At 72.9% G+C, this 24,225-nt stretch carries 22 protein-coding genes; 6 read left to right on the top strand and 16 right to left on the bottom strand.

Annotation, left to right across the window (positions count from 1 at the left end; translation table 11 throughout):
- Positions 1–110 precede the first annotated feature (110 nt).
- Genes EIY87_RS47445 through EIY87_RS47435 form a run of 3 tightly spaced genes read right to left on the bottom strand, consistent with a single transcriptional unit; the run spans position 111 to position 3,020 of the window.
- Complete coding sequence (locus EIY87_RS47445) at positions 111–962, bottom strand: alpha/beta hydrolase (protein ID WP_225440460.1); 852 nt, start codon at positions 960–962, stop codon at positions 111–113.
- The gene (locus EIY87_RS47440) at positions 959–1,906 is read right to left on the bottom strand and encodes an aldo/keto reductase (protein ID WP_125316674.1); all 948 of its coding nucleotides are present in this window, start codon (positions 1,904–1,906) and stop codon (positions 959–961) included. Before EIY87_RS47440 ends, EIY87_RS47445 begins: the two co-directional genes overlap by 4 nt.
- Before the next feature lie 10 nt (positions 1,907–1,916).
- Positions 1,917–3,020: a zinc-binding dehydrogenase gene (locus EIY87_RS47435; RefSeq protein WP_125316700.1), complete on the bottom strand. Its 1,104-nt coding sequence runs from the start codon at positions 3,018–3,020 to the stop codon at positions 1,917–1,919.
- 56 nt (positions 3,021–3,076) lie between these two features.
- Between EIY87_RS47435 and EIY87_RS47430 the strand changes: the two genes are divergently transcribed.
- Complete coding sequence (locus EIY87_RS47430) at positions 3,077–4,369, top strand: amidohydrolase (RefSeq protein ID WP_125316673.1); 1,293 nt, start codon at positions 3,077–3,079, stop codon at positions 4,367–4,369.
- Here EIY87_RS47430 and EIY87_RS47425 read toward each other — a convergent pair whose 3' ends face one another.
- Positions 4,370–5,104 carry an SDR family NAD(P)-dependent oxidoreductase gene (locus EIY87_RS47425; RefSeq protein ID WP_125316672.1) on the bottom strand — a complete coding sequence of 245 codons (735 nt, stop codon included), beginning with the start codon at positions 5,102–5,104 and terminating at the stop codon, positions 4,370–4,372.
- A 45-nt stretch (positions 5,105–5,149) separates the two neighbouring features.
- Between EIY87_RS47425 and EIY87_RS47420 the strand changes: the two genes are divergently transcribed.
- Complete coding sequence (locus tag EIY87_RS47420) at positions 5,150–6,070, top strand: aldo/keto reductase (RefSeq protein ID WP_225440459.1); 921 nt, start codon at positions 5,150–5,152, stop codon at positions 6,068–6,070.
- Positions 6,071–6,089: 19 nt separating this feature from the next.
- On the opposite strand, the gene EIY87_RS47415 is transcribed toward EIY87_RS47420, so the two are convergent.
- Genes EIY87_RS47415 through EIY87_RS47395 form a run of 5 tightly spaced genes read right to left on the bottom strand, consistent with a single transcriptional unit; the run spans position 6,090 to position 11,990 of the window.
- Positions 6,090–6,824 carry an alpha/beta fold hydrolase gene (locus EIY87_RS47415; protein WP_449657978.1) on the bottom strand — a complete coding sequence of 245 codons (735 nt, stop codon included), beginning with the start codon at positions 6,822–6,824 and terminating at the stop codon, positions 6,090–6,092.
- Positions 6,825–6,836: 12 nt separating this feature from the next.
- Positions 6,837–7,742, bottom strand: coding sequence for an ABC transporter permease (locus EIY87_RS47410; protein WP_125316671.1), 906 nt, complete (start codon positions 7,740–7,742; stop codon positions 6,837–6,839).
- Complete coding sequence (locus tag EIY87_RS47405; protein WP_125316670.1) at positions 7,739–8,683, bottom strand: ABC transporter permease; 945 nt, start codon at positions 8,681–8,683, stop codon at positions 7,739–7,741. The genes EIY87_RS47410 and EIY87_RS47405 overlap by 4 nt, the downstream gene beginning before the upstream one ends.
- Positions 8,680–10,257 (bottom strand): ABC transporter substrate-binding protein, encoded by a 1,578-nt coding sequence (locus tag EIY87_RS47400; RefSeq protein ID WP_125316669.1) that lies wholly within the window; start codon positions 10,255–10,257, stop codon positions 8,680–8,682. The genes EIY87_RS47405 and EIY87_RS47400 overlap by 4 nt, the downstream gene beginning before the upstream one ends.
- Positions 10,254–11,990 carry a dipeptide ABC transporter ATP-binding protein gene (locus EIY87_RS47395; RefSeq protein WP_125316668.1) on the bottom strand — a complete coding sequence of 579 codons (1,737 nt, stop codon included), beginning with the start codon at positions 11,988–11,990 and terminating at the stop codon, positions 10,254–10,256. The genes EIY87_RS47400 and EIY87_RS47395 overlap by 4 nt, the downstream gene beginning before the upstream one ends.
- Positions 11,991–12,218: 228 nt before the next feature.
- Between EIY87_RS47395 and EIY87_RS47390 the strand changes: the two genes are divergently transcribed.
- Both EIY87_RS47390 and EIY87_RS47385 read left to right on the top strand, forming a co-directional pair.
- Positions 12,219–13,193 carry a methyltransferase family protein gene (locus tag EIY87_RS47390; protein ID WP_225440458.1) on the top strand — a complete coding sequence of 325 codons (975 nt, stop codon included), beginning with the start codon at positions 12,219–12,221 and terminating at the stop codon, positions 13,191–13,193.
- Positions 13,190–14,113: an alpha/beta hydrolase gene (locus tag EIY87_RS47385; RefSeq protein ID WP_125316667.1), complete on the top strand. Its 924-nt coding sequence runs from the start codon at positions 13,190–13,192 to the stop codon at positions 14,111–14,113. The genes EIY87_RS47390 and EIY87_RS47385 overlap by 4 nt, the downstream gene beginning before the upstream one ends.
- Positions 14,114–14,116: 3 nt before the next feature.
- Here the strand turns inward: EIY87_RS47385 and EIY87_RS47380 are convergent, their stop codons facing one another.
- The 4 genes from EIY87_RS47380 to EIY87_RS47365 form a co-directional block, all read right to left on the bottom strand.
- On the bottom strand, positions 14,117–14,704 hold the full coding sequence (locus EIY87_RS47380; RefSeq protein ID WP_125316666.1) for a TetR/AcrR family transcriptional regulator: 588 nt from the start codon (positions 14,702–14,704) through the stop codon (positions 14,117–14,119).
- Between the two features lie 180 nt (positions 14,705–14,884).
- Entirely contained in the window at positions 14,885–16,495 is a 1,611-nt protein-coding gene (locus tag EIY87_RS47375) for an amidohydrolase (RefSeq protein WP_125316665.1), read from the bottom strand.
- A gap of 1 nt (position 16,496) precedes the next feature.
- Entirely contained in the window at positions 16,497–17,273 is a 777-nt protein-coding gene (locus EIY87_RS47370) for a molybdenum cofactor biosynthesis F family protein (protein ID WP_125316664.1), read from the bottom strand.
- A gap of 73 nt (positions 17,274–17,346) precedes the next feature.
- Complete coding sequence (locus EIY87_RS47365; protein ID WP_125316663.1) at positions 17,347–19,206, bottom strand: primary-amine oxidase; 1,860 nt, start codon at positions 19,204–19,206, stop codon at positions 17,347–17,349.
- A 113-nt stretch (positions 19,207–19,319) separates the two neighbouring features.
- Between EIY87_RS47365 and EIY87_RS47360 the strand changes: the two genes are divergently transcribed.
- A complete protein-coding gene (locus EIY87_RS47360; RefSeq protein ID WP_125316662.1) occupies positions 19,320–20,018 on the top strand; it encodes an SDR family NAD(P)-dependent oxidoreductase in 699 nt (232 codons plus the stop codon).
- Between the two features lie 13 nt (positions 20,019–20,031).
- Entirely contained in the window at positions 20,032–20,832 is an 801-nt protein-coding gene (locus EIY87_RS47355; RefSeq protein WP_125316661.1) for an SDR family NAD(P)-dependent oxidoreductase, read from the top strand.
- 1 nt (position 20,833) lies between these two features.
- On the opposite strand, the gene EIY87_RS47350 is transcribed toward EIY87_RS47355, so the two are convergent.
- The 3 genes from EIY87_RS47350 to EIY87_RS47340 form a co-directional block, all read right to left on the bottom strand.
- The gene (locus EIY87_RS47350; protein WP_125316660.1) at positions 20,834–21,526 is read right to left on the bottom strand and encodes an ABC transporter ATP-binding protein; all 693 of its coding nucleotides are present in this window, start codon (positions 21,524–21,526) and stop codon (positions 20,834–20,836) included.
- Entirely contained in the window at positions 21,523–23,235 is a 1,713-nt protein-coding gene (locus EIY87_RS47345) for a branched-chain amino acid ABC transporter ATP-binding protein/permease (protein WP_125316659.1), read from the bottom strand. The genes EIY87_RS47350 and EIY87_RS47345 overlap by 4 nt, the downstream gene beginning before the upstream one ends.
- Positions 23,236–23,354: 119 nt before the next feature.
- A complete protein-coding gene (locus EIY87_RS47340) occupies positions 23,355–24,215 on the bottom strand; it encodes a branched-chain amino acid ABC transporter permease (protein ID WP_125316658.1) in 861 nt (286 codons plus the stop codon).
- Positions 24,216–24,225: the final 10 nt, after the last annotated feature.

The raw sequence follows: 24,225 nt of genomic DNA, 5'->3' as shown, positions 1-24,225 counted from the left end.
TCACCACTCAAGCCTCGGTCACCATGCTGACAGGCCGGTCAGTGTCCGCGATGTCCTGAGACATCAACTGTCGGCGATGTCCTGAGACTCAACAGGCGGTTCTAACCGCCCTAAACACTCACGACCCCCGCGCCCTCGAGCAGGCGGCGGAACCAGGAGGACCGCGCCGCCAAGGCCGCGCGGGTCACCTCCGCCTCCGGGGCGAAGCGGTCGAAGCCGTGGTGGGCCTCCGCCCAGACGTGCAGCTCGGTGGGGACCCCCGCCTGGGCGAGCCGCTGGGCGTAGGCCACGTCTTCGTCGCGGAACAGCTCCGCCCCGCCGACCTCGACGAACGCCGGGGGCAGCCCGCTGAGGTCGGCCATCCGCGCCGGAGCCGCGTACGGCGAGGTCTGCCCGGCGAGCAGGCTGCGCCAGCCGAAGTCGTTGGCCTCCCGGGTCCACACGAGATCCGGGAGGTCCGCCGACGTCCGGTCGTCGAGCATCGGGCACAGCAGCAGCTGCCCGGCCAGCGCCGGCCCGCCCCGGTCCCGCGCCAGCAGCGCGACTCCTGCACTCAACCCGCCACCCGCGCTACCGCCACCCACGATCAGCCGCTCGAAGCCGAACGTCTCCGCGAACCAGACCAGGCCGGCGTAGCAGTCTTCGAGCGGCGCGGGGTGCGGGTGCTCGGGCGCGAGCCGGTACTCGACGGTCGCGCACACGAACCCGAACTCCTCGATCAGGGGCACCAGCCGCGGCAGGTCGGCGAAGCGGTCGTCGAGCACCATGCCACCGCCGTGGATGCTGTACAGCCCGGGCGCGTCCGGCCGCGCGTGCCGGGGACGCAGGACCGTGACGGCCACGCCGCCGTCGAGGACGTGGTCCGACCACACGATGTCCCGGTCACCGATCGCCTCCGCCGGGGTGAGGTTGCGCAGCGACGCGCGGACTTCGGCCAGGGTTTCGGCGGACAGCTCGATCACGGGCCCTCCGGATCGACGGCGTCGCGGTCGGCCCAGAACGGCTCCACGAGCGCGCGCAGGTCGGCCGCGCCGATGCGCTCGACGAGCGCGACCGCCGCGAGGTTGTCTTCGAGCTGCTTGACGCTGGTGGCACCGAACAACGTCGTCGTGTTCGCCGGGTGGGTGAGGGTGAACGCGAGGCACAGCTGCGCCGGCGTCGCCCCGACGCTCGCGGCCACCTTCGCCAAGTCCGCGGCGGAGTCCGCGATCCGCTGCCGGACGTCCCCGGGGTCCCGGCCGACCTGGCGGCCGCCCTTCCCGAGCAGGATCCCGCCCTCGAAGACGTCCGAAGCCTGCAGCGACACCCCGCGCGAGAAGACCGACGAGAACGGCTCACCGTCCGGAATGGACCGCCGTGCGACGCTGTACTTGAGCTGGGCGATCGCGGGCCCGGGAACCCCGTCGGCGACGGCGAAGCCGTGCACTTCCTTGATCGCCGACGCCGACCAGTTGTTGACGCCCCACTGGCCGATCAGCCCGGCCGCGTGCAGCGCGGCGAGGTCCGTGACGAGCGCGTGCAGGTCGGTGTCGTCGCGGCGGAGGTCGCCGAGGATCACCAGGTCCGCGTGCGAGACGCCGGCGCGGAAGAAAGCGTTCTCCAGCTGCGCGCGCAGGCTGTGCTCGGGGTAGCCCTCCAGCCACAGCTTCGCGGACAGCAGGTAGTCCTCGCGGCGCAGGCCGGCGGCCCGGACCATCGCCGAGAACAGCACGTCGGTGAACACCGGCGGGGCGCCGGGCAGGCCGTAGACGCCGACGTCGAACAGGGTGATCCCGGCCTCGATCGCCGTCTGCAGCAGCGAAACGGCTTCGCGGAAGTCCATCCGGTCGTAGGTGTGCCAGGAGCCGAGGGACAGGACGCCGGTGGCCGGCCCGTCGCGGCCGATGCGGCGCTGGGGGATGCGCACGAAAACCCTCCTAGGGCAGTCGGGGGTCGATGACGGCTTTGAGCTCGCCGAGCCGGGACATCGACTCGACGGCGGCGGACGCGCCGGCCAGGCCGACCGGCGCGCTGAACAGTTCGTGCCACGGCATCCGGCCGGCGAAGGCGCGGAAGAACTCGACCGAGCGGTGGTAGTCGGCGATGTCGCCGTTGAGCGAGCCGGCGATCGTCAGCTCCTTGCCCATCACCGTGCCCAGCGGCACGGGGGAGGGCACCGGCCCGGTCGAGCCGACGATCGCGACTGTCCCGCGCTGGGCGGCGAAGGCGACGGCCTCCGCGCCGATCGTCGGGCCGCCCGCGAAGTCGAAGACGTGGTCGGCGCCGCGGCCCCCGGTGAGTTCGCGGACCCGCTCGATGCGCTCTTCGGGGGTGGAGTCGACGTCGACCGTCGCCGTCGCCCCGAACCGCTCGGCCGTCGCCAGGCGCGAGCCGGGCCCGCCGACCGTGATCACCACCCCGGCGCCGCACAGCCGCGCGACCGCCGTGGCGAACACGCCGAGCGCGCCCGCGCCCTGGACCACGACCGTCGCGTTCGGACGGATCCCGCCGGAGCGGGCGACCGCCCGCAGCACGGTTTTGCCCGCGCAGCCGGACATCGACGCCCACGTGTCCTCGACGTCGTCGGGCAGCAGCAGCTTCGCCGCGCCCGGGGTGACGTAGCAGTGGCGGGCCAGGCCGCCGGTCGCGTAGGGGAACCGGTCGGCGCGCTGGAGGAAGCCGTAGCCGCGGCGTTCGCAGGCGACCGGCTCGCGCAGGATCGCGCAGCCGTGGCACTTCCCGCACGTGGACTCGGACCAGCCGATGCGGTCACCGGGCTTGATCTCGCGGCCGAGGGTGTCGGTGGTGCCGGGGCCGGTGGCGACGACTTCGCCGGCCATTTCGTGGCCCAGCACCATCGGCAGCATGCCGGGGAGGCTCATTTCCCCCGACCAGAGGTGGACGTCGGTGCCGCACAACGTGGTGCAGGTGAGCCGGACGAGGGCGGCGCCGGGTTCCGGATCCGCAGGCAGGGGGAGTTCGCGCAGCTCGAGGGGCGCGCGGTGGCCGGTGAGAACGGCGGCCTCCGTGTGGGTGGGCAGGGCCATCGTTTTAGTCTACAGTCGTGGAAGAAAAAGTCCAGGTCCGGGAGGAAACCATGACGGCACAACGGATCCACCCGGCGGACCTGGTGGTCCACGGCGGGGTGGTGCACACCTTCGACCCGGTCGGCACGGTGGCCGGCGGCCTCGCCGTCCGCGCCGGCCGCGTCACCGCGGTGGGCGACGACCTGACCGCCCACATCGGACCGGGCACCGAAGTCCTCGACCTGGCCGGGCGCGCGGTCCTGCCCGGCATCAACGACGCCCACCTGCACGCGACCTGGCTCGGCGCCCGCTGGCCGCACCCGCTGCTCGGCGCGCCGCACGAAGAAACCCCGGTGGTCACGGCCGAAGACCGGCGGGCGGCGATCCTGCGCGCCGGCGACGTCTGCGCGGCGCTCGGCATCACCAGCTACACCGAACCCGGGCTCGGCCCCGGCGAAACCGGGTGCTTCTCGGCCGAAGTCCTGGCGGAGTACGCGAGCCTGCACCGCGAAGGCCGTCTGCGGGCGCGGGTCACCGTGCTGCGCCTGTTCGGCCTCCTCGACGGCGCCAGCTCGCTGCCGGACTTCGCCCGCGGGCTCGCCACGCCGGTGCCGGCCGCGGACCCGGAGTGGCTGGCCGTTCCCGGCGTCAAGATCTTCGCCGACGGGATCCCGCCGATGCGCACCGCGTGGACCCACCACTGCTACGCCGACGGCACCCACGGCTCGCTGCTCGTCGACGGTCCCGGCGACGGCGGACGAGCGGCCAACCTGGCAGCGATGATCTCCCTGGCGCACGAAGCCGGTTTGGTCGTCGGCGTGCACGCGACCGGCGAACGCAGCATCGAAACCGCGCTCACGGAACTGCGGGACGGCGACCACCTCGTCCACGGCGACCTCGTCACGCCGGCGCAGCTGCGGCGGATGGCCGAGCGTGGCGTCGGGCTGACCACGCAGCCCGCGATCGCCACCGCGATGCGGCCGATGGTCGCCACCGCACTCGGCGCCGACGTCGCCGCGAAGGCGTGGCCCCTGCGGGAAATCCTGGACCTCGGCGTGCGGCTCACGCTGAGCAGTGACGCACCGGTCGTCACGCCGGACTGGCGCGTCCACCTCGCGGCGGCGGGGGAGCTGCTGGGTGCGCGGGGTGTCACGCCGGAGCTGACCGCGCGGCTGCTTCGGTGCTACACGACCGAAGCCGCGGTCCAGGATGGATCGGCCACCTGGAAGGGGGCTCTCGTGCCCGGCATGGTGGCCGACTTCTGTGTCCTGGGGGCGGATCCGCTGGGTGTGGCGCTGGCGGATCTGCCGTCGGTCACCGTCGAGCTGACGGTGACCGGCGGCCGGATCGTCCACAAGGGATAGTCAGGTCAGCAGCTGGCCGCCGTCCACCGCCAGGCTCACCCCGGTGATGTGCCCGGCGGCGGGCGAGGCCAGGAAGACCACCGACGGCACGACGTCGTCGACGGCGGCGATGCGGCCCAGCGGGATCCGGGCCTCCCAGGCCGCGCGGGCGGCGGGGTCCGCGGCGAACCCGGCCGTCATCGGGGTCAGCACCGGGCCGGGCGCGACGGCGTTGACCCGGATCCCGTGCGGCGCCAGCTCCAGGGCCGCGGACCGGGTCAGCGCGTCGACCGCGGCTTTGGTGGCTTCGTAGTGCCCGAGCCCGGGAGTCGGCTGCCGCGCGCCGATGGACGAGATGTTCACGATCACGCCGCGCGTGCCCGCCGCGGCCATGTGGGCGCCGAACGCGCGGGTCATCAGGAACGTGCCCCGGAAGTTGACGCTCAGGCACCGGTCGAGGACGTCGAGCGGCAAACCGGTCAGCGGGCCACCGCCGCCGGCCAGCCCGGCGTTGTTGACCAGGACGTCCACCGGCCCGAACCGGTCCGCGACGAGCGAGACCGCCGCGTCGACCGACGCCGGGTCCGCGATGTCCAGTTCGACGTGCTCCGCGCCGATCTCCCGGCCGACGTCGTGCGCCGCCCGCGCGTCGGCATCGGCGACGACGACGCGGTCGCCCGCCGTGAGAAAAGCTTCGGCGACGCCCCGGCCGATCCCGCTCGCGCCACCGGTGACCACCACAACCCGTGTTTTCATTCTACAATCGTAGATGAAAGATGTGCTGCGGCGAAAGGAAAACCCGTGCTCGGAAGATCCGCCTTCGGTCTCGGCTCCTGGAACACCTGGGACCGGATGGACTTCGGCGACGCCGTCCGGCTGCTCAAGACGGCGCTCGACGCCGGCGTCACGCTGTTCGACGTCGCCCACTACGACTTCGGCCCGCACGCCGAGAACTCCCGCACCGACATCCTCTTCGGCGAGGCGGTGCGCGAGGCCGGGATCGCGCGTGAGGACTACGTGCTGTGCGGCAAGCTGTGGCTGTGGGACTACCCGCGCAGCGGCTTCGCGCGGCAGCTCGAGACGTCGCTGGGCCGCATCGGCACCGGCCACGCCGACCTGGTCGTGGTGGGGGACTACCGGGAACGCCCGGACATCCCGCGAGTGGTCACCGAGGTGGCGGAGCAGGTGCGGGCCGGGCGGATCGGCGGCTGGGGCGTCAACAACTGGCTCGCGGACGACCTCGACCTCGCGCTGGCGTTCGCCGAGCGGGAAGGCCTGCCGGGGCCGGAGTTCGCGCAGCTGAAGTACTCGATCGCCCGCCGTTCGATGGCCGAGGGCGAGCCCTACCGGAAGCACTTCGACAGCGGACGCCTGGCGTTGCAGGCTTCCGACGTCTTCGAAGGCGGTGTTCTGCTCGGCAACTCCGCACCGGCGCGGAAGATCGGCGCGGACGTCGGCGGCATCCGATCGTCCATCGTGGACGCTTCCGCCGAGATCGGCCGTGTCGCGGCGGACTTCGGCGCCACCCGCGCCCAGCTGGCCCTCGCGTTCTGCCTGGCGTACGAGCCGGTGGCGAACGTCCTGTTCGGAGTGAGCCGCGTCGAGCAGCTGACCGACAACCTCGGCGCGCTCCTCCTGGCCCGCGAGCACGGCGCCGAAATCCGCGCGGCCCTCACCCACCTCCACCTCGACCACGCCGTGAACCCCGACGGCTCCTGGTGACTCCCCGAGGGCCGCACTTTCACGTGAAAGTGCGGCCCTCGGGGTCGAGGAAGGTGAGGGCGGCGGTGCGGAAGGGGGCGCCGCGCAGGGCGCCGCCGTGGTCGCCGGGGACGAGGAGCAGGTCGCTGCCCGGCACCAGGGGGACGAGGGTTTCGATGCCCTGGCTGACCGGGTCGTCCCGGCCCGCGACGAACCGCGTCGGCACGGTGAGCGTGCCGACCCGCGGGGCGAACGGCTCCCGGCGCAGGCCCTCGATGCACCGCGCGAGGGCCACCGGGTCGCGGCCGGGCGCGGTGATCATCCGGGCGATCGCCGCCGTCAGCGGGTCCGCGGGCAGCCGCCCGCCGCCCGCGAAGGCCAGGGCGGCCTCGACGTCGACCGCGCCGAACGGCTCGTGCGGGCTGATCCCGCCCAGCACCAGCCGCCGGACGGGCAGCAGCGCGGGCAGCTCCCACGCCAGCCGCGCGCCGAGCGAGTAACCCACGACGTCCACTTCGGACACCTCGCCGACCGCGATGGCCAGTTCTTCGGTGATGGCCTTCGGGGTGGTGCCGGCCGGTGCGGGACTGGAGCCGTGGCCGGGCAGGTCGGGGACCAGCACCGGGCGCCCGGCGGCGACGAGCGCCGCGGGCCAGCCGGTGCTGACCCAGTCCGTGTGCCCGTCGGAGGCGAAGCCGTGCAGGAGCAGCACCGGCGGGCCGGCGGCCGGGCCACTGGGCGCGAACCGGCGCACGGCCAAGGTCGAAAGCGTCAAGGAGGTCCTTTCTCAAGAGGAACGGCGGAGGCGCTGCAGTTCGCCGAGCGTGCGAGCGCGGGAGTCGACGGCGATCCGCAGCGCGGAGCCGATGAGGTTGAGCAGGAGCACGCAGACCATGATCGTCACGCCCGGCACCACGACCAGCCACGGCGCGACCACCAGGTACGACCGGCCCTCGGCGATCATGTTGCCCCAGGTCGGGGTGGGTGGGGCGATGCCGAGGCCGAGGAAGCTCATGGCGCCGTCGACCAGCATCGCGGCCGCGGCGAGGATGACGACCTGGACCAGGGCCAGCGGCAGCACGTTGGGGAACACGTGCACCAGCAGGATCTTGCCGCGGCTCATCCCGGACACGCGGGCGGCGCCGATGTACTGCCGCCCGGCGATGCCGAGCACGCGGCTGCGGATCACGCGGGCGGTGAACGGCGTGAAGATCACCGTCAGCGCGATGAGCTCGGTCCAGATGCTCGCGCCGAGCGCGATGGCCAGCGCCATCGCGAGGATGATCGCCGGGAACGACATCCACGCGTCCATCAGCCGCATCAGCACCGCGTCCGCCGCCCGGTAGAACCCGCTGACCAGGCCGATCACCATGCCGGAGAACGCCGCGCACAGCGTGATCAACGCGGACAGCCCCAGCGACGCGCGGCCGCCGGACACCAGCCGGGCGAGGACGTCCCGGCCGAAGGAGTCGGTGCCGAGCGGGTGCGCGCCCGACGGCGGCAGCAGCCGGTGCACCGGGTCGGTCGCGCTGACGCTCGGCAGGAAGAACGGCAGCACGACCACGGTGAGCACGATCAGGCCGAGCAGGACCGAGCACACGACGAGCGTCCGGTTGCGCCGGAACACCCGCGCCGCGCGCCGGGGCGGTGGAGTGTCCACAGTGGACGCAGGTGGGGCGACGGCGAGGCTCATGCGACACGCACCTTCGGGTCGAGCAGCGCGTACGACAGGTCGACCAGCAGGTTGACCACGACGAACAGCACCGCGACGAACAACGTCACGCCCTGGATGAGCGGGAAGTCGCGAGTGGACACCGCGCCCATCAGCAGGTGGCCGAGCCCCGGCACGACGAAGATCGATTCGATGATCACGATCCCGCCGACCAGCATGGCGAAGTTGCTGCCCAGCTGTGTCACCAGCGGCATCAGGGCGTTCGGCAGGACGTGCTCGAGCAGCACCCGCCGTTCAGGCAGGCCCTTGACGCGCGCGGTGCGCAGGTAGGCCAGCGGCAGCTCGCCGAGCACGCTCTCGCGCAGGGTGAGCACGAACAGCGCCGTCTGCCCGATCACCAGCACGGTCACCGGCAGCACCAGCGCCGGCACCGCGGCGACCGGGTCGGTCAGCAGGTCGTGGTAGCCGCTGGAGGGGAACCACCGCAGCGTCACCGAGAACACCAGCACGAGCACCAGCGAGATCCAGAAGTCCGGCATCGCCATGCCGAGCGAGGACAGCCGGTCGAGCGCCCGGGCCACGAGGTTGCGCGGCGACACCGCCTGCCACGCGGTGATCGCGACCGACAGGAAGAAGCTGATCACCGTCGACAGCACGGCCAGCGTCAGCGTCGGCACGATGTGCGCGGCGACGACGTCGAGCACCGGCTGGTGGTAGGTGATCGACGACCCGAAGTCGCCGCGCAGCACGTGCCCGGCCCAGCCGAGGTACTGCTGCCAGAGCGAGCCGTCGAGGCCCATGCTCGACCGCAGCGCGGCGACGTCGGCCGGGCGCGCGGTCGGGCCGAGGATCGCCTGGGCCGGGTCGCCCGGGATGAGCCGGATGACGAAGAACATCATGGTGCCGACGATGACCAGGATGATCGCCAGGTCGCGCAGCCGGCGCAGCAGCACCCCGGTCATGCGGCCAGCCAGGAGTTCCAGAAGACCCGGTAGAAGTCGCCGTAGCCCTTGAGCCGCGGGGTGTAGGCGGCGTAGAGCCGCGACTGGCTCAGCGTGATCACCGACAGCTGCTTCCAGGTGAACGCCTGGAGCTTGTCGATGACCGCCTTCGCCTGCTCCGGCGTCGTCGAGGCGTTGAACTCGGTCATCAGGCCGTCGAGCTCCGGTGACGTCGAGCCGTTGAGCGTGCCGAGGGTGAGCGCGGGCATCTGCGCGGGCGAGGTCAGCGACGAGTCGAAGAACAGCGTCGTGATGTCCCAGCCGCCCGGGTCCTTGGTCAGCGTGCCGAGCATGGTGGCGAAGTCGAACGTGTCGATCTTGGTCTGCAGCCCGATCTTCCCGAGCGCGTCCTGGATGAGCACGGCCCACTTGCCGAACTCCGGGTAGGAGTTCGTCGTGACGATGTGGATGGTGGCGCCCGCGGTGATGCCCGCTTGGGCGAGGAGTTCCTTGGCGCGCGCGGGATCGTGCTGCCGGTAGACGTCGTCGCCGGCGGTCGAGTAGGACGCCTTGTTGTCCGGCGAGGCGAACGCGCCGGTCTCGATCGTGAGGTCCTTGCTGCCGCCGGTCGCGGCGTTGATGGCGGGCTTGTCCAGCAGCAGGTTCAGCGCCTGGCGGGCCCGCGGGTCGGCGAACTTCGAGCCGGGGTTGAAGTTGGGGATGACGACGTTCTCGTTGCCGCCCGGCAGGTTGTGCACCACCAGGTTCGGGTTGGCCTTGAGCTGCTCGTACTGGTCGTTGGCCGGCATCGCGTGGTCCCACTGGCCGGTCTGCAGGCCGTTGATCAGCGCGTCCTGGTCGCCGACGACCTTGTAGGTGACCGTGTCGAGGTAGGCGTGCTTCGCGCCGGCCTGGCCACCCCAGTCCTCTTCGGACCGCGACTTGTAACCGGCGTAGCGTTCCAGCACCAGCTGCTGGCCGATGTCCCAGCTCTTCAGCTTGTACGGGCCGGTGCCGATCGCCTTGTCCTGGCCGAACCCGGTGGCGGGCAGCCCGGTGAGGTTCTTCGCCTCGTAGATTTCGGTGCCCGCGCCGGCCAGTTCGTCGATCAGCGGGTAGCGCGGCCGCTTCAGCTTGATGCTCACCGTCGCGGGGTCGGGTGCGGTGATGGCGTCGATGTCCGGGGTGACCAGCTGCCCGGTGCGGTGGCTCTTCTGCCAGCGCTGGAGGCTGGCGACGACGTCGTTGGCCGTCAGCGGGTTGCCGTCCTGGAAGGTGACGCCCTGGCGCAGCTTGAAGGTGTAGGCGAGGCGGTCCGGGCTGGTGGTGAACGTGTCGACGAGCATCGGCCGGGCGACGAAGTGCTGGTCGACCTCGAACAGCTTTTCGTACATCATGTTGCCGATTTGCGCGGTCACCTGGCCGGGGTTGGCGACCATGTCGAGCGACTGCGGATCGGTGGGGACGGCGACGGTGAGGTTGCCGCCGCGGACCGGCGGCCCGTCGGCGGCGGCCGTGGTGCCGGCCCCGCCCATGCAGCCGGCAAGCAGCGTGGCCGCGGCGGCGAGGGCGGCGAGCAGGGGAGTTCGGTTCATGGGCGCGTCGATCCTGTGTGGGGGAGGGCGGGCAGGTCGGGGTTGGCGGCGAGCAGCCGCCGGGTGTACTCGTGCCGCGGGGCGAGGCGGATCTCGTCCGGGGTCCCGGTTTCGATCAGCTCGCCGCGGTACATCACGCCGACGCGGTCGGCGACCGACAGCACGAGGCTGAGGTTGTGGGTGATGAACAGCAGGCTCAGCGTGCGGGTGCGGCGCAGGTCCAGCAGCAGGTTCAGCACCTGGCCCTGCACCGAGACGTCGAGCGCCGACGTCGGCTCGTCGGCGACGATCAGTTCGGGCCCGGCGGCGATGGCCCGCGCGATGGAGACGCGCTGGCGCTGCCCGCCGGACAGCTGTGACGGCAGCTTCCCGGCGGCGTCCGAGGGCAGGCCGACCTCGTCGATCAGCTCGGCCACCCGCCGGTCCAGCTCGGCGCCGCGCAGCGGGGTCAGCTCCTTCAGCGGCTCGGCGATGATCCGGGCCGCGGTGTGGCGAGGATCCAGGGAACTCTGCGGGTCCTGGAAGATGAGCTGGACGCGACGGCGGAATGCGCGTTCGTCGCCGATGAGCCCGGCGGGCGTGATCCCGTGCGCGCCGAAGGTGATCGTCCCCGACGCCGGCGGTTCGAGCGCGGTCACCAGCCTGCCGAGCGTGGACTTGCCGGAGCCGGATTCGCCGACCAGGCCGAAGAACTCGCCGGGCGCGATGTCCAGCGAGACATCCCGCACCGCTGCCACCCGGCGTCCTTTTCGGCCGTACACTTTGGACACCGCGGTGATGGTGAGCGGCGGCCCTTCGGGCGCCCGTTCGGGACGCGGCTTGAGGGGCCGGGTTTCGACGGCTTCGGTCGCTTCGCCCGCCATCGCGGATTCGAGCAGGGCGGGGGAGATGGTCGGGAAGCCGTCGCGGCGGCTGACGCCCAGCTGCGGCACGCACCCGAGCAGCGCCCGCGTGTACGGGTGCCGCGGCCGGGTCAGGACCTCGTCGCGCGACCCGACTTCGACCAGGCGCCCGCGGTACATCACCGCGATCCGGTCGGCGACCTGCGCGGCGACCCCCATGTCGTGGGTGATGAACACGCAGGCCGTGCCGTGGTCGCGGCGCACGCGGTCGAAGAGGGTGAGGATCTCCGCCTGCGTGGTGACGTCGAGGGCGGTGGTCGGCTCGTCGGCGATGAGCAGGTCGGGGTCGGCCATCAGGGCGAGCGCGATCATCACGCGCTGCTGCATGCCGCCGGACATCTGGTGCGGGTACAGCCGCAGGACCCGGTCGGTGTCGGTGAGCCCGACCTCGGTCAGCAGCCGCCGGGCCTTGGCGTCGGCCCGCTTGCGCAGCGGGCTGCCGCGGCGGGCGGCCTGCCCGGGCAGCGACCCGGGTTCGCGGTAGGCCTCGGCCAGCTGCCCGCCGACGCGCCGGCTCGGGTTGAGGGAGTCGAGGGCCTCCTGGAAGATCATGCCGATCCGCGGGCCGCGGTAGGCGCGCATCGCGTCGGCGGGCAGTTTCGTGACGTCCACGCCGTCGACCGCGATCTCGCCGCGGGTGCGGACGGGGGCGACGAACTCGAGCAGGCGGATGATCGACAGGGCGGTCACGGTCTTGCCGCTGCCGGACTCGCCGACCACGCAGAGCGTCCGCCCCCGCCCGAGATCGAGGGAGAGCTCCCGCACGAGTTCGCGCTCGGTGTCGTCGGTGACGACGCCGACGGTGAGCTCCCGGATTTCGAGCAGCGTCATGGATTCCCCTTCCTCGCGCCCGCCGCGAGGGGGCGGGCCGGACTGCCGGGCACCGGCAGGGGTAGTTCTACGCATGTTGACACCGGCGCCAAGCGGTGTCAATGGTTTTATTCTACAAACGTAGGAAGTTGAAACATCACGGCTTTTTGTTGCTGTGCGGGGAAAACTCGGCACTGGACTCTTTTATCTACGGATGTAGAGTGTCCGCGTCGAACAAAGGAGGACGACGTGACGACCAGACCCGCCACGCCCGAACGGATCGTGGACATCGCGGTCGGCTACATGGCCGCCCAGCAGCTCTTCGCCGCCAACCGCATCGGCCTGTTCCCCGCGCTGGCGGCCGGCCCGCTCGACGCGGGGGAGCTGGCCGAGCGCACCGGCCGCCCCGAAAAGACCGTCCGGATCCTCGGGGACACCCTCGCCGCGCTCGGCTTGCTGTCCCGCGTGGACGGTCGCTACGAGCTGACCCCCGACACCGCCGCGTACCTCGGCGGGGAAGGTCTGGACCTCGCGCCGTTCCTGACCTTCCTGGAGACGATCAGCTACCCCCACTGGCGGCAGTTCCCGCACACCACCGACACCGGCGAACCCGGCGAGCTCGACCTCGGGGGCGACCGCTGGGACACCTTCCTCGGCGGGGTCATGGTGTATAACGCCCTACACGCTCGGATGTTGGCGAACGAATTCGACTTCACCGGGTACAAAAACCTCCTGGACCTGGGCGGCCTCTCGGCCGAGTTCGCCTTGCAGGCCCTGCACGCCAACCCCGTGCTGCGGGCGACGTTCGTCTACGACCCGCGGTCGGTCCCTTCGGTCACCGAAGCGGTCGCGGAGTTCGCGGACCGGGCGACCGTCGTCGGCGCCCCGACCCCCGAGGCCGAGCCTTCGGGCGAGTTCGACCTGGTGCTGGTGAACCACGTGGTCCACCGGTTCTCCGCCGAGGAGAACCAGGCGATCCTGCGCCACGCCCGGGCCGCGGCGGCGCCGGGCGCGCGGTTGCTGCTGCTCGACTTCTTCCTGGACGACGACCCGTCGCCGCGGGCGCTCGACGCGCTGCACGCGGGGGAGTACCTGGTCATCGACGGCACGGTGGTGTACCCCGAGGCCGACGTCCGCGGCTGGCTGTCCGCCGCGGGCTGGCGCCCGGTGGACCGGCTGACGCTGCCGGGCTCGCCGCGGGTGCTCGTCGCGGAGGCGGTGTGAGCACCGGCCTCGATCCGGCCGTGCGGGAGCTGCTGGCCCACAGCCCCGAGGCGCCGGACCGGCCGCTGACGGCCGTCGAGCTGCGGGCGGCGTTCGCGGCCGGCCGCCCGCCCACGGGTCCCGCGGCACCGGTCGCGTCAGTGACCGACCACTGGGTGCCGGGGCCGGGCGGGGTCGTGCGGGTGCGCCTGTACCTGCCGGAAGCGGACGGCCCGGTCCCGGTGTTCGTGTGGATCCACGGCGGCGGCTGGACGATCGGCTCGATCGACGAGAACGAGGTGGCCTCCCGCGCGGTGTGCGCGGCGGCGTCGGTCGCGGTGGCGGCGGTCGAGTACCGCCTGGCGCCCGAGGATCCGTACCCGGCGGCGCCGTCGGACTGCTACGCGGTGCTGGAATGGCTGGCCGCGGGCGGTGCCGGGCCGGCGGTTTCGCCGTCGCGCATCGCGGTCGGCGGGGAGAGCGCCGGCGGCAACCTGTCCACAGTGGTCTCGCTGATGTCGCGCGACCGCGGCGGCCCGCCGATCGCGGCCCAGGTGCTGATCTGCCCGGTCTTCGGCCACCCCGACGACGGCCACCAGTCCTATGCGGACTACGCAACCGGCTACGGCATGACGGCCGACGCGATGCGGTTCTTCTTCGCCCAGTACGCGCCGGTCCCGTCGGACGACCCGTACGTGCTGCCGTCGCGGTGCCGGGACCTGTCGGGCCTGCCCCCGGCGCTGGTGCTGACGGCGGAGTACGACGTCCTGCGCGACGAGGGCGAGGCGTTCGCCCGGCAGCTGGCCGAGGCGGGCGTGGCGGTGGACGTGCACCGGTACGAGGGGCAGATCCACGGGTTCTACGGGCTGTACACGGATCTGCCGGCGTCCCCGCGGTCGCACGCCGAGGTGGCGGCGTACCTGAAGGGGATCTTCGCCTGAGGGTCAGGGGCGGGTGAGGCGGTCCAGGAGGGACTCCAGGTGCCGGTGCTGGAGGTCGATCGTGGAGAACTCACCCGCCACCAGGCTCATCACGTTGGCGCCGGCGTTGAGCAGGACGATCTCGTCGACGATCTGCTCGTCGGGGGTCCCGGTGACGATGTCGCCGTCCTCGCGGCCTTCGGTGAGGAAGCGGTGCAGGAGCCCGCGCCACTCGCGGACGTGCTCGAGGTACTTGTCGTGCATGGTCCGGTTCCCCAGCGACATCTGCCAGAAGATCAGCAGCACCCGGCCGGCGGTGATGCGCTCGTCGTCGATCGGCATGGACGACACGCAGAGCTCGCGCAGCGCGGTGATCCCGCGGAGCCCGTCGAGCTCGACGTACTGCCGCATCATGTCGAGGGCCCGCTCGTAGGTGGCCGCGATGATGTCTTCCTTGCTGGGGAAGTACAGCTTCAGCGCCCCGTTGGCGAACCCGGCGGCGGCGGCGATCTCCCGCATGGTGGCGGCTTCGATCCCGCCGCGCACGATGAGGTCCCAGGTGACGTCGACGATGTCGCTGCGCCGCTGGTCGTGGTCGATGATCTTGGGCACCCGGCACCTCCCGCACTGGTTTCTCTACCAGTGTAGGAGAAAGTACTGACGAGTACAGCACGGGGTGGCCGCGGCTGGCGCTCCGGTCCGGAGATGTCATGAAAGGGTCGTTCATGGCGTCCGGCGAGGTGAACGACCCTTTCATGGCGTTCCGCGAGGACAGCGCCGGGTGGCCGCGGGTCAGCGCTCGAACACCCGCCGCCCGGCGAACCACGTCTCCACGACCTTCGTCTCCGCCACCCGGGAAGTCCGGAACGGATCCCGGTCCAGCACCACGAAGTCCGCCGACCGCCCCGGCGTCAGCGCCCCCGTCACGTCGTCGAGCCCGCACGCGCGCGCTCCGCCCAGGGTGAACGCCTCGATCGCCTCCGCGAGGGTGATCGCCTGCTCCGGCCACAGCGCACCCGGCCGGCGCCCGAACGGGTCCTCCCGGGTGACCAGCCCCGCGATGCCCTCCCACGCGTTCGGCGACTCGCTCACCGGCCAGTCCGACCCGCCCGCGACCAGCGCGCCGCTGTCCAGAAGGGCCCGGTTCGGCTGCATCCGCGAGGCTCGCGACGCCGGGAGCACCTCGGCGATCGCCGACGGGATCACGCCCGGCACCCACAGGAACGGCGAGATGTCCGCGGCCACGCCCAGCGCGGCGAAGCGCGGCAGGTCGTCGGGGTGCACGAACTGGCCGTGCGCCACCTGGAACCGGGTGTCGGTGAACCCCGCGGCCCGCACCTGCTCGACGGCGTCCAGGAACTGCCGCACCGACGCGTCGCCGGTGCAGTGGACCTTCGCCGACAGGCCGGCCGCGGCGGCTTTCAGGAGCCATTCGGTCAGTTCGGCCGGGGGCATCGTCGTCGAGCCGTGGAAACACCCGCCGTGCGTCTCGTCGGGAAGGTAGGGCTCGAGGAACGCCGCCGTGCGGGTCGGCGGGACGCCGTCGAGGAAGATCTTCACGAAGTCCGGGCGGTGGTGCTGGCTCCGGTAGGCGTCCGCCATCTCCAGCAACGGCGCGCCGACCGGGTCGAAGCCGAAGATCGGGTCGTTGACCAGCAGCGACGTCACCACCCACGCGTCCAGCTCGCCGGCCAGGTCGAGTGACTGCAGGGCGCCCAGGATGTCGGTCGAGACTCCGGCGTCCTGGAACGCCGTGACGCCGAAGCCGTGCAGGATCTCGATCGCGCGCTGCGACGCCCGGCGGTGCTGCTCCGCCGTCAAGGTGCCGGTCACGCGCTCGACCAGGACGCCGGCCGCCTCGAGCAGGAGGCCGCTGGGTTCGGCGCCGTCGCGGACGACGACGCCGCCGGGCGGGTCCGGGGTGGCCGCCGTGATCCCAGCCAGTTCCAGGGCGCGGGTGCTGACCCAGCGGTTGTGCCTGCTGTCGTCCGAAAGGGACACCGGGCGCCCGCCCGCGGCGTCGTCCAGTGCCCGCCGGGCGGCCGATGTGGACAGCACCGGGACCAAAGTGGACGCCCACGCGCCGCCGGTCAGCCACTCGTCCGGGCCGAGCGTCGCCGCGCGCGCCCGGACCAGGCCGAGGATGTCGTCCAGGCCCGCGTCGGCGCCGAAGGTCAGTTCGAACAGGTCGGCGCGCCCGGCCATCGCGTGGTGGTTGTGCACGTCGACCAGTCCCGGCAGGACGAACGCGCCGCCGAGGTCGAGGACCTCCGTCTTCGGCCCGCGCTCGGCGTCTTCGAGCGCGACGATCTTCCCGCCGGACACCGCGAGCGCGGACGCCCACGGCCGCGCGGCGTCCACTGTGTACACCACGGCGTTGGTCAGCACCAGGTCGGCGGCCACTTCAGCCCTCCGCCGGGTCCAGGCCGTCGGGGTGCACGGTGGTGCTCAGCAGCCGACCGTACGCGCCGAACGTGAAGTGCGTCGGGCGCTCCCCGGTGCCGTCCAGTCCGAAGAGGACGCCGTGGGAGCGCAGCCGCCGGGCGTCGCGGTGGTCGGCGACGGTGACCGACGCGCACGGGATGACCTTCTCCCGCCAGGCGAACACGTGGATTCCGGGGCGGATCCGGTACACGGTGTTCTCGTCGGTGTCGGCGAGCCCGCGCTCGGGGCCGGCCAGGCACTGCCAGGTGTACCAGTGCGGGCTGAGGTAGACGTGTTCGTAGGCGTGCTCGCGGCTGTAGACCCACACCACCCGGCGCCCGATCAGCGCGGTGCTCGGGGCCATCGCCTCGCCGCGAGCTTCGAAGCCGTCGAGCGTCGCGGGCCGGAACTCCTGGGTGACGCGCGGGGTGCCGCTGTCCCCGATCGTGGTGGTGACGACCAGGGCGCGGCCCTCGCGCAGGTCCAGCAGGAGAGACACCGCCTCGCGCGGCGCGGGGTGGAGCTGGACGTAGTACAGGTCGGGATCGACGAGGAACGTCTCGCACAGGACGGTCGCGCCGTCCCACGCGACGCGCGTGCCGGTGAAGCGGGCGGTGCGGTCCGGGCCGTCGCCGTCGTCGTGCAGGACGAACGTGCGGCCGTGCAGGTCGCCGACCACGGGGGCCTTGTTCGCGTCGAAGCCCGGGGCGAGGCCGTCGAGGGGCAGCCAGGTCGAGGTGTCCGAGAGTGTCGTCAAGGGGAGTCCTCACAGATATCGGTCGGGGGTCCGGGTGGCGAAGCCCCCGGCCCGGGGCATGGCCCCGGCTGTCTCAGGCGCAGTGGTCGCCGGACGGGACGTCGAGCGCGGGGTTGCGGTCGAGGAACCCGTACGGCCGGAACAGGAACCCGGAGCGGTCGACCGGCATCACCGGCCAGTCCTCGGGGCGGGGGACGTGGGTGGGGCCGAATACGTGCCACAGCACGAGGTCGGTGTCGACGAGGTCGCGGTCGGCGGCGGTCCAGGCGGGCAGGCCCGCGCCGCCGGGGTGGGCGTTCGGCCGGTCACCGGCGGGGAACTGCTCGTCTTCGCGGTACGGCGTCGCCCACAGGTGCTTGGTCGCGAACGTCGCGCGGGCGTGCACAGTCGCGTCCGGCTGCGCGAGCAGCGTCGCCGACGGGCTCGGCACCAGCTGGTAGGCGGTCGGCTTGCCGAGCCGGTTCGTCCGCGAAGCGCTGCGGACCTCCCAGACACGGGCGCGGGCGGGATCGGCCAGGCGCATCGCCTCCCGCTCGGTCCGCAGCGGCGTGCTCCGCCAGGTGAACGCGTTGCCGTACGGGTTGCCCGGCCCGGTCGGCACGCCTTCGACGTCGACCTCGTGCAGGCTGGTGCGGTTGCCGTCGACCTCGACGTCGAGCCGCGCGCAGAACAGGTGCTGGTGCACCGGCGCGAACAGGCCGGGCGCGAGCTCGGTCGCGTGCGGCTGGTCCTCGCCGGGTGTGCCGGCGCCGCAGAAGACGACGCCGGTGGCCTTCGCCTCGAACGAGATCGAGCCGTCGAGGTGGAAGTACCAGTAGTGGCCGTAGTCGTAGTTGCCGATGGTGGAGATCGAGGACACCACCAGCCGCCGCGAGCGGCGCACCTCCGGCCGCCCGGCGAGGTCGGTGTGCTTCCAGAGGATGCCGTCGTCCTCTTCGTGCAGGCAGATCGCCCGCGGGATCTCGACCGGCTCGCCGCGGTCGTCGGCGACCCACGCGGGGAAGTAGTGGATGACGCCGACGCAGTCGCAGCCGAGCCACAGGTCGTTGCCGTTCTTGCCGAACTGGTACTCCCCGGCGTCGAAGTAGCTGATCCAGAACCGGCCGGGCGCGACGTCCCCGTACGGGACGACCATCTCGGGGACGGAAGCCCGGTAGAGGACCGGCCGGTCCTGGAAGCCGATCTGGTGCAGCGTCAGGCCTTCGCGGGCGTTGAACCCGACGCGCAGGCGCCAGCCCTCCCAGGTCACCTCGCTGCCGTCGACGGTGAAGCTCGGGCCGTCGGGCTGGGTGATCTCGATCGGCTTGAGCGTCGTGCGGGCCGGGACGCCGGTGTAGCGCCCGTGCTCGGCGGGCACCGGGACGTCGCCTTCGTCTTCGACGCGGAGCACGCGCCGCTGCGTCAGGTTCAGGTGCGCGATCAGGCCTTCGACGGGGTGCGCCCACGGGCTGTCGCCGTCGTCCTCGCGCAGGAACGTCAGCGAGCGCATGACGCGACCGGTCTCGTCCTCGCGGCCGAAGTACCCGGGCGCCAGGGGCGCGCAGAAGGCGTGGCCGATCCGGTCGGCGAGGCCGCGGCGCGCCATCGCGGCCTGCCAGTCCGGCGACGCCTTGGTCAGCTGCTCGGCCAGCGCGTACTCCTCGAACAGGTACGACGGCTGCCCGTCGGCCTCGGCCCAGTCGTCCCAGGAGAGCAGTTCCTGCTTGGTCACCGACACCACGGCCTCCCCGGCCCGGCCGGTGGCGGTGTCCAGCAGCGTGTAGCGGAGGCGGCGGTCGCCGGCACCGGCGCGCACGTCCTCCTTGGCGGGTTCGAAGGGGAGGACCTGCGGGACGCGGATCGTGCCGCCGGCCAGCCCGGCTTCGGCGAGGATCGCGCGGCCCGCGCGGAGTTCGGCGGCGGTCAGCGGGTCGAGGGGGTGCGGCGTGCTCACCCTGGCCAGTCTCGGCCCGGCCGCGGACGCGCGCCATCGCCCGTGCGGGCGCGGACAACAACGCTGCGCTCGGGGCCAACCACGTGATCGCCGCCCGCGGTGAGGATGGGCGCATGCGAACAGACCTCGACGACCGGGCGGTCCTCGTGACCGGCGGGGTGTCCGGCATCGGGCTGGCCTGCGCGCGGGCGTTCCGCGCCGAGGGGGCGCGGGTCGGCGTCATCGACCGCGAGCCCGGCCCCGGCGTCGTCCAGGCCGACGTCACCGACGAGCCCGCGCTGGCCGCCGCGGTGGCGGAGGTCGCGGGCGGGTTCGGCGGTCTCGACGCGGTCGTCGGCTGCGCCGGGATCTCCGGCCCGGTCGGCGCGCCGCTGGCCGCGACCGCGGCGGCCGACGTCGCGCGTGTCCTCGCCGTCAACGTCACCGGGCAGTTCCTGCTGGTCAAGCACGCGCTGCCGTGGCTGGCCGACGGCGGCGCGGTGGTCCTGCTCGGCAGCGACTCGGCGTTCACGGCCGCGCCGGGCATGGTGCCCTACTGCGCGTCCAAGGGCGCGGTGGTCGCGATGACCCGCGCGCTGGCCGTCGAGCTGCCCGGGATCCGGGTCAACTGCGTCTGCCCGTCGGTGGTGGACACGCCGATGGCGCGCGCCGACCTCGGCGCCGTCCTGGACGACCCCGCGTTCCCGGTCCAGGCCGCCGCCGACGTCGCCCGGCAGGTGCTGTTCCTCGCGTCCCCGGCTTCGCGGCCGGTCAACGGCCAAGCCCTGCTGGCCGACTTCGGGATGTCGGCCCGCTCGGCGTTCCCCGCCTAGGAAAGGATCCACAGTGGACTCATCTGGCAAGGTCGTCGCGATCACCGGCGGCGGCACCGGCATCGGCGCGGCCGTCGCTCGGCGTTACGCGGGCGAAGGCGCGCACGTGGTCGTGCTGGGACGGCGGCGCGAACCCCTCGAGAAGGTGGCCGCGGAAACCGGCGCCCACGTCATCGCCTGCGACGCGAGCGTGCGCGAGGACGCCGAAAACGCGATCGCCGAGATCATCGGCAAGCACGGACGGCTCGACGTCGTCGTCGCCAACGCCGGCGGGCACGGCCTGTCGTCGGTCGTCGACACCGGCGACGAGGAGTGGGAGCTGGCCCTGCGCTCGAACCTGTCGAGCGCGTTCGTGCTCTGCCGGGCCGCGCTGCCGTCGCTGGTGGAGACGGGCGGGCAGGTCGTCGTCGTGTCGTCGCTGGCCGGGTTGTTCGCCGGGCCGAACGTCGCCGGCTACACCGTCGCGAAGCACGCGCTGATCGGCCTGACCCGCTCGATCGCCCGCGACTTCGGACCGCGCGGGGTGCGCGCGAACGCGGTCTGCCCGGGCTGGGTCCGGACCCCGATGGCGGACGGCGAGATGGACCAGTTCGCCGCGGCCGCGGGCTTCACCGGCGGCCACGACGAGGGCTACCGCCGCGTGACGGCCGAGGTCCCGCTGCGCCGCCCGGCCGAGCCCGAGGAGATCGCGGCGATCGTGCGGTTCCTGGGCTCGGCGGAGTCGTCGTACGTCACGGGCGCGGTCCTGGTGGCCGACGGCGGCGCCCACGCCGTCGACCTCCCGACGCTGGCCTTCGAGCGCGCCGGGATGTGAGTCAGGACCCGAGGTAGGCCGAGTGCAGGGTGGTGGGGGAGTCGAGGAGGGCCTGGGCGGCGCCGGAGTAGGTGACGCGGCCCGACGAGACGACCACCGCCTCCTGCGCGACGCCGAGCGCCAGGTGCGTGAACTGCTCGACCAGCAGGATCGCCGCGCCCTCTTCGGCGAACCGCGTGACCACCGGCAGCAGGCGCGTGAACACCACCGGGGCCAGGCCCAGCGACATCTCGTCGATGAGCAGGAACGCCGGTTTCGCCGCGAACGCCCGCGCCAGCACGACCATCTGCTGCTCGCCGCCCGACAGCAGAGCCGCGGCGGAGTCCCGGCGCTTCTCCAGCTCGGGGAACAGCGCGAGCACTTCGTCGACGGCCGCCGGCGTGCGGGCGGTCAGGCGGAGGTTCTCCAGCACCGTCAGCCCGGGGAACACCGCCCGGCCCTGCTCGATGTGCGCCAGCCCGAGCCGCGCCCGCGCGACGCGGGAGTGCCGGGTGACGTTCACCCCGGCCAGGTGGACGCTGCCCGCCGACGGCGGCACCACCCCCGACACGGCCTCCAGCAGGCTCGTCTTCCCGGCCCCGTTCGGCCCGACCAGCGCGGTGATCCGGCCCGGTTCGAGGACGAGGTCGACGTCGCGGATGACCGGTCCGGCGCCGCGCTTGACCGTCAGCCCGTGGACTCGCAACGCGTTCACAGCAGCTCCGTTTCACCCATGTAGGCCTTCAGGACGGCCGGGTCGGCCAGCACGTCCGCCTGCGGCCCGCTCGCCAGCACCTGGCCGAAGTCGAGGACCGTGAGCGTGTCGCAGACCGACCGCACCAGGTCGAGGTCGTGCTCGATGAGCAGCACCGACACCCCGAACCGGGCCGGGACCTGGCGCAGCCGCCGCCCGAAGGCGACGTGCTCCTCGTGCGGCAGGCCGGCCGCGGGCTCGTCGAGCAGCAGCACCCGGGGCTTCGCGAGCAGGTGCCCGACCACCTCGACGAGCCGCCGCGCGCCCGCGTCCACCCGGGACAACGGCGTGCGCGGAGGCGGGCAGCCGAAGAACTCCAGCGCGTCGGCGGCTTCCCGGGCGGTCAGCCTCCGGCGGGCGACGAACCGCACGTACGCGCCGACGGTGAGCCCGGGCGGGACGCGGTCCTGCTGGAACGTCCGCCGCAGCCCGGCGCGGGCCCGGCGGGTGGGCGAGCCGGTGAGCGGCCGGCCGTCGAGCGTGACTGTGCCGGCAGCCCGGGGGAGGAAGCCGCTGATCGCGTCGACCAAAGTGGACTTCCCCGCGCCGTTCGGCCCGATCACCCCGAGGATCCCGCGTTCCGGCACGGCGATGTCCACATCGGACAACGCGGCCACGTGTCCGAAGGAGACACTCAGCCCGCGCACCTCCAGCACGGGGTCGCCGGGCGGCAGCGGCTCGACGTCGGCGACTTCGGCGGTGAGCCCGACGCCGGCGGTGGTCCCGCGGCGGTACCAGAGGTTCCGCACGGCCGTGCCGAGGTTGCCGCGGCCGGTGAGGGCCTGGACGCCGAGCACGCCGAACACGACGAAACCCCAGTCCTGCGGCACGCCCCAGCGTTTCAGCAGTTCGGGGACGGCGACCCAGAGCAGCGCGCCGAACACGGCCATGTCGATCAGGTGCGCGCCGGACATGATGGCCAGGACGTAGAGGGCGAGGGACTGGATGGCGGTGAAGCTCGCCGGGAAGGCGAGGCCGACCTGGCCGGTGAGCAGGCCGCCACTGATCCCGCCGAGCGCGGCGCTGACCGCGAACGCCGTGAGCTTGGACGTCCGCACGCCCGCCCCGACGGCGGCGGTCCCGCGTTCGGAGAAGGCGACCAGGTGCCAGCTGCTGCCCCAGCGCCCGCGGCGCAGGAAGTGCACGAGCAGCCCGCAGGCGACGAGCACCAGCACGGCGAACAGGAAGTAGGACCGGTCGTCGGAGAAGGCCTCGGGCCGCTCGACCGACAGCCCTTCGGTGGCGCCGGGGAACTGGATCTGCACGAGCGTCAGGTCGGCGGCCGCGGCCAGCCCGAGCGTGACCACGGCGAGGGTGATGCCCCGCAGCCGCAGCGCGGGCAGCCCGACGAGGACGCCCGCGATCGCGGCGGCGAGGCCGCCGAGCAGCAGCCAGGTGACGAACCCGCCGGGCACGCCGGCGACGTTGCACGCCGAGACGACGAATGCGCCGACCGCGGCGAAGGTGAGCTGGCAGAGGGAGATCATGCCCGCGGTGCCGGTGACGACGCCGAGTCCGAGCAAGGCGATGGCGGCGACGACGGCGCTGACGCCGAGGTAGACGAAGTACCCGGCGAGCCCGACGCTGAGCGCGTACCCGACGGCGATGGCCGCGGCGGCGACGAGGAAGGGGAGTCCCGCGCGGGCGACGGGGTGTTCAGCGAGCCGCACGGGGCACCGCCTTTCGGGCCGGGACGAGCTGGGGACGCGCCGGGTTCCGGCCCGGCCGGGCGGCGCCGGCGGTGAGCGGTGGTGCCGCCACGCGCGAGTGCGGCCGTTGGCGAGTCCGTTCAGCGAGCCGCATCCCACACCTCCTTGCGCTGCGTCCACAGCAGCAGCGCCACGATCACCAGGAACGGCAGGAAGTACCGCAGCACCGACAGCTTGTCCGCCTGCGCCACCGCCCCCTGGGCCATACCCAGCACCAGCCCGCCCGCCACCGCGAGGTCCAGCCGGCGGAAGCCGCCGAGCAGGGCCGCCGCCGCGGCGGGGACCACCAGCATCGCCAGCGAGGTCGGGTCGTTGGACTGCGACGGCGCCACGATCGACACCGCCAGCGTCGCGATCACCCCGGTCGCCGTCCACACCCCGACCGACAGCGGGCGGGCCGGGATGCCCAGCAGCTCCGCCGTCGTCGGGCGCTCCGACAGCGCCCGCAGCCGGACGCCCAGCGCCGTGCGGGCCAGCACCGCGCGGCAGCCGAGCGCCACGAGCACGGCCAGCGCCACCGTCACCACGGTGACCTGGCTGACCACCACGCCGCCCACGGTGAACGCCGGCCCGGCCAGCAGCGGGTGGAACGGCTGCGGCTTGTTGCCGAACAGGATGAACGCCAGCGAGATCAGCAGCAGGAGCACCGCGACCGTCACCGCCGACCGCGTCCCGGTGTCGGCCTCGGCCAGCCACGTCGAGACGATCCAGCCGAGCACCGCGCTCAGCGCGCCGCCGAGCAGGATGCCCGCGAGCGTCGCCAGCCACTCCGGGAAGCCGAGGTGGACGGCGAGGAAGACGGCGACGTAGCAGCCGAACATCCCGGTCGCGGACTGAGCGAAGTTGACCACCCGCACCAGCCGCGACATCAGGGTCAGGCAGACCGCGAGCACCGCGTAGAGGCCGCCGGCGGCGAGGCCGGCCAATGCGCCCTGCAGCATGGACGTCCTC

The sequence above is a fragment of the Amycolatopsis eburnea genome, from assembly GCF_003937945.1.
Lineage (GTDB): Bacteria > Actinomycetota > Actinomycetes > Mycobacteriales > Pseudonocardiaceae > Amycolatopsis > Amycolatopsis eburnea.
Note: the sequence above shows the minus strand (reverse complement) of the source record. Positions and strands in the feature narration are given on the sequence as shown.

Bases quoted from the DNA above. Each gene is read 5' to 3' on its own strand.
- EIY87_RS47430 (WP_125316673.1), top strand. From the start codon at position 3,077: ATGACGGCACAACGGATCCACCCGGCGGACCTGGTGGTCCACGGCGGG.
- EIY87_RS47425 (WP_125316672.1), bottom strand. From the start codon at position 5,104: ATGAAAACACGGGTTGTGGTGGTCACCGGTGGCGCGAGCGGGATCGGC.
- EIY87_RS47410 (WP_125316671.1), bottom strand. From the start codon at position 7,742: ATGAGCCTCGCCGTCGCCCCACCTGCGTCCACTGTGGACACTCCACCG.
- EIY87_RS47405 (WP_125316670.1), bottom strand. From the start codon at position 8,683: ATGACCGGGGTGCTGCTGCGCCGGCTGCGCGACCTGGCGATCATCCTG.
- EIY87_RS47400 (WP_125316669.1), bottom strand. From the start codon at position 10,257: ATGAACCGAACTCCCCTGCTCGCCGCCCTCGCCGCCGCGGCCACGCTG.
- EIY87_RS47395 (WP_125316668.1), bottom strand. From the start codon at position 11,990: ATGACGCTGCTCGAAATCCGGGAGCTCACCGTCGGCGTCGTCACCGAC.
- EIY87_RS47360 (WP_125316662.1), top strand. From the start codon at position 19,320: ATGCGAACAGACCTCGACGACCGGGCGGTCCTCGTGACCGGCGGGGTG.
- EIY87_RS47340 (WP_125316658.1), bottom strand. From the start codon at position 24,215: ATGCTGCAGGGCGCATTGGCCGGCCTCGCCGCCGGCGGCCTCTACGCG.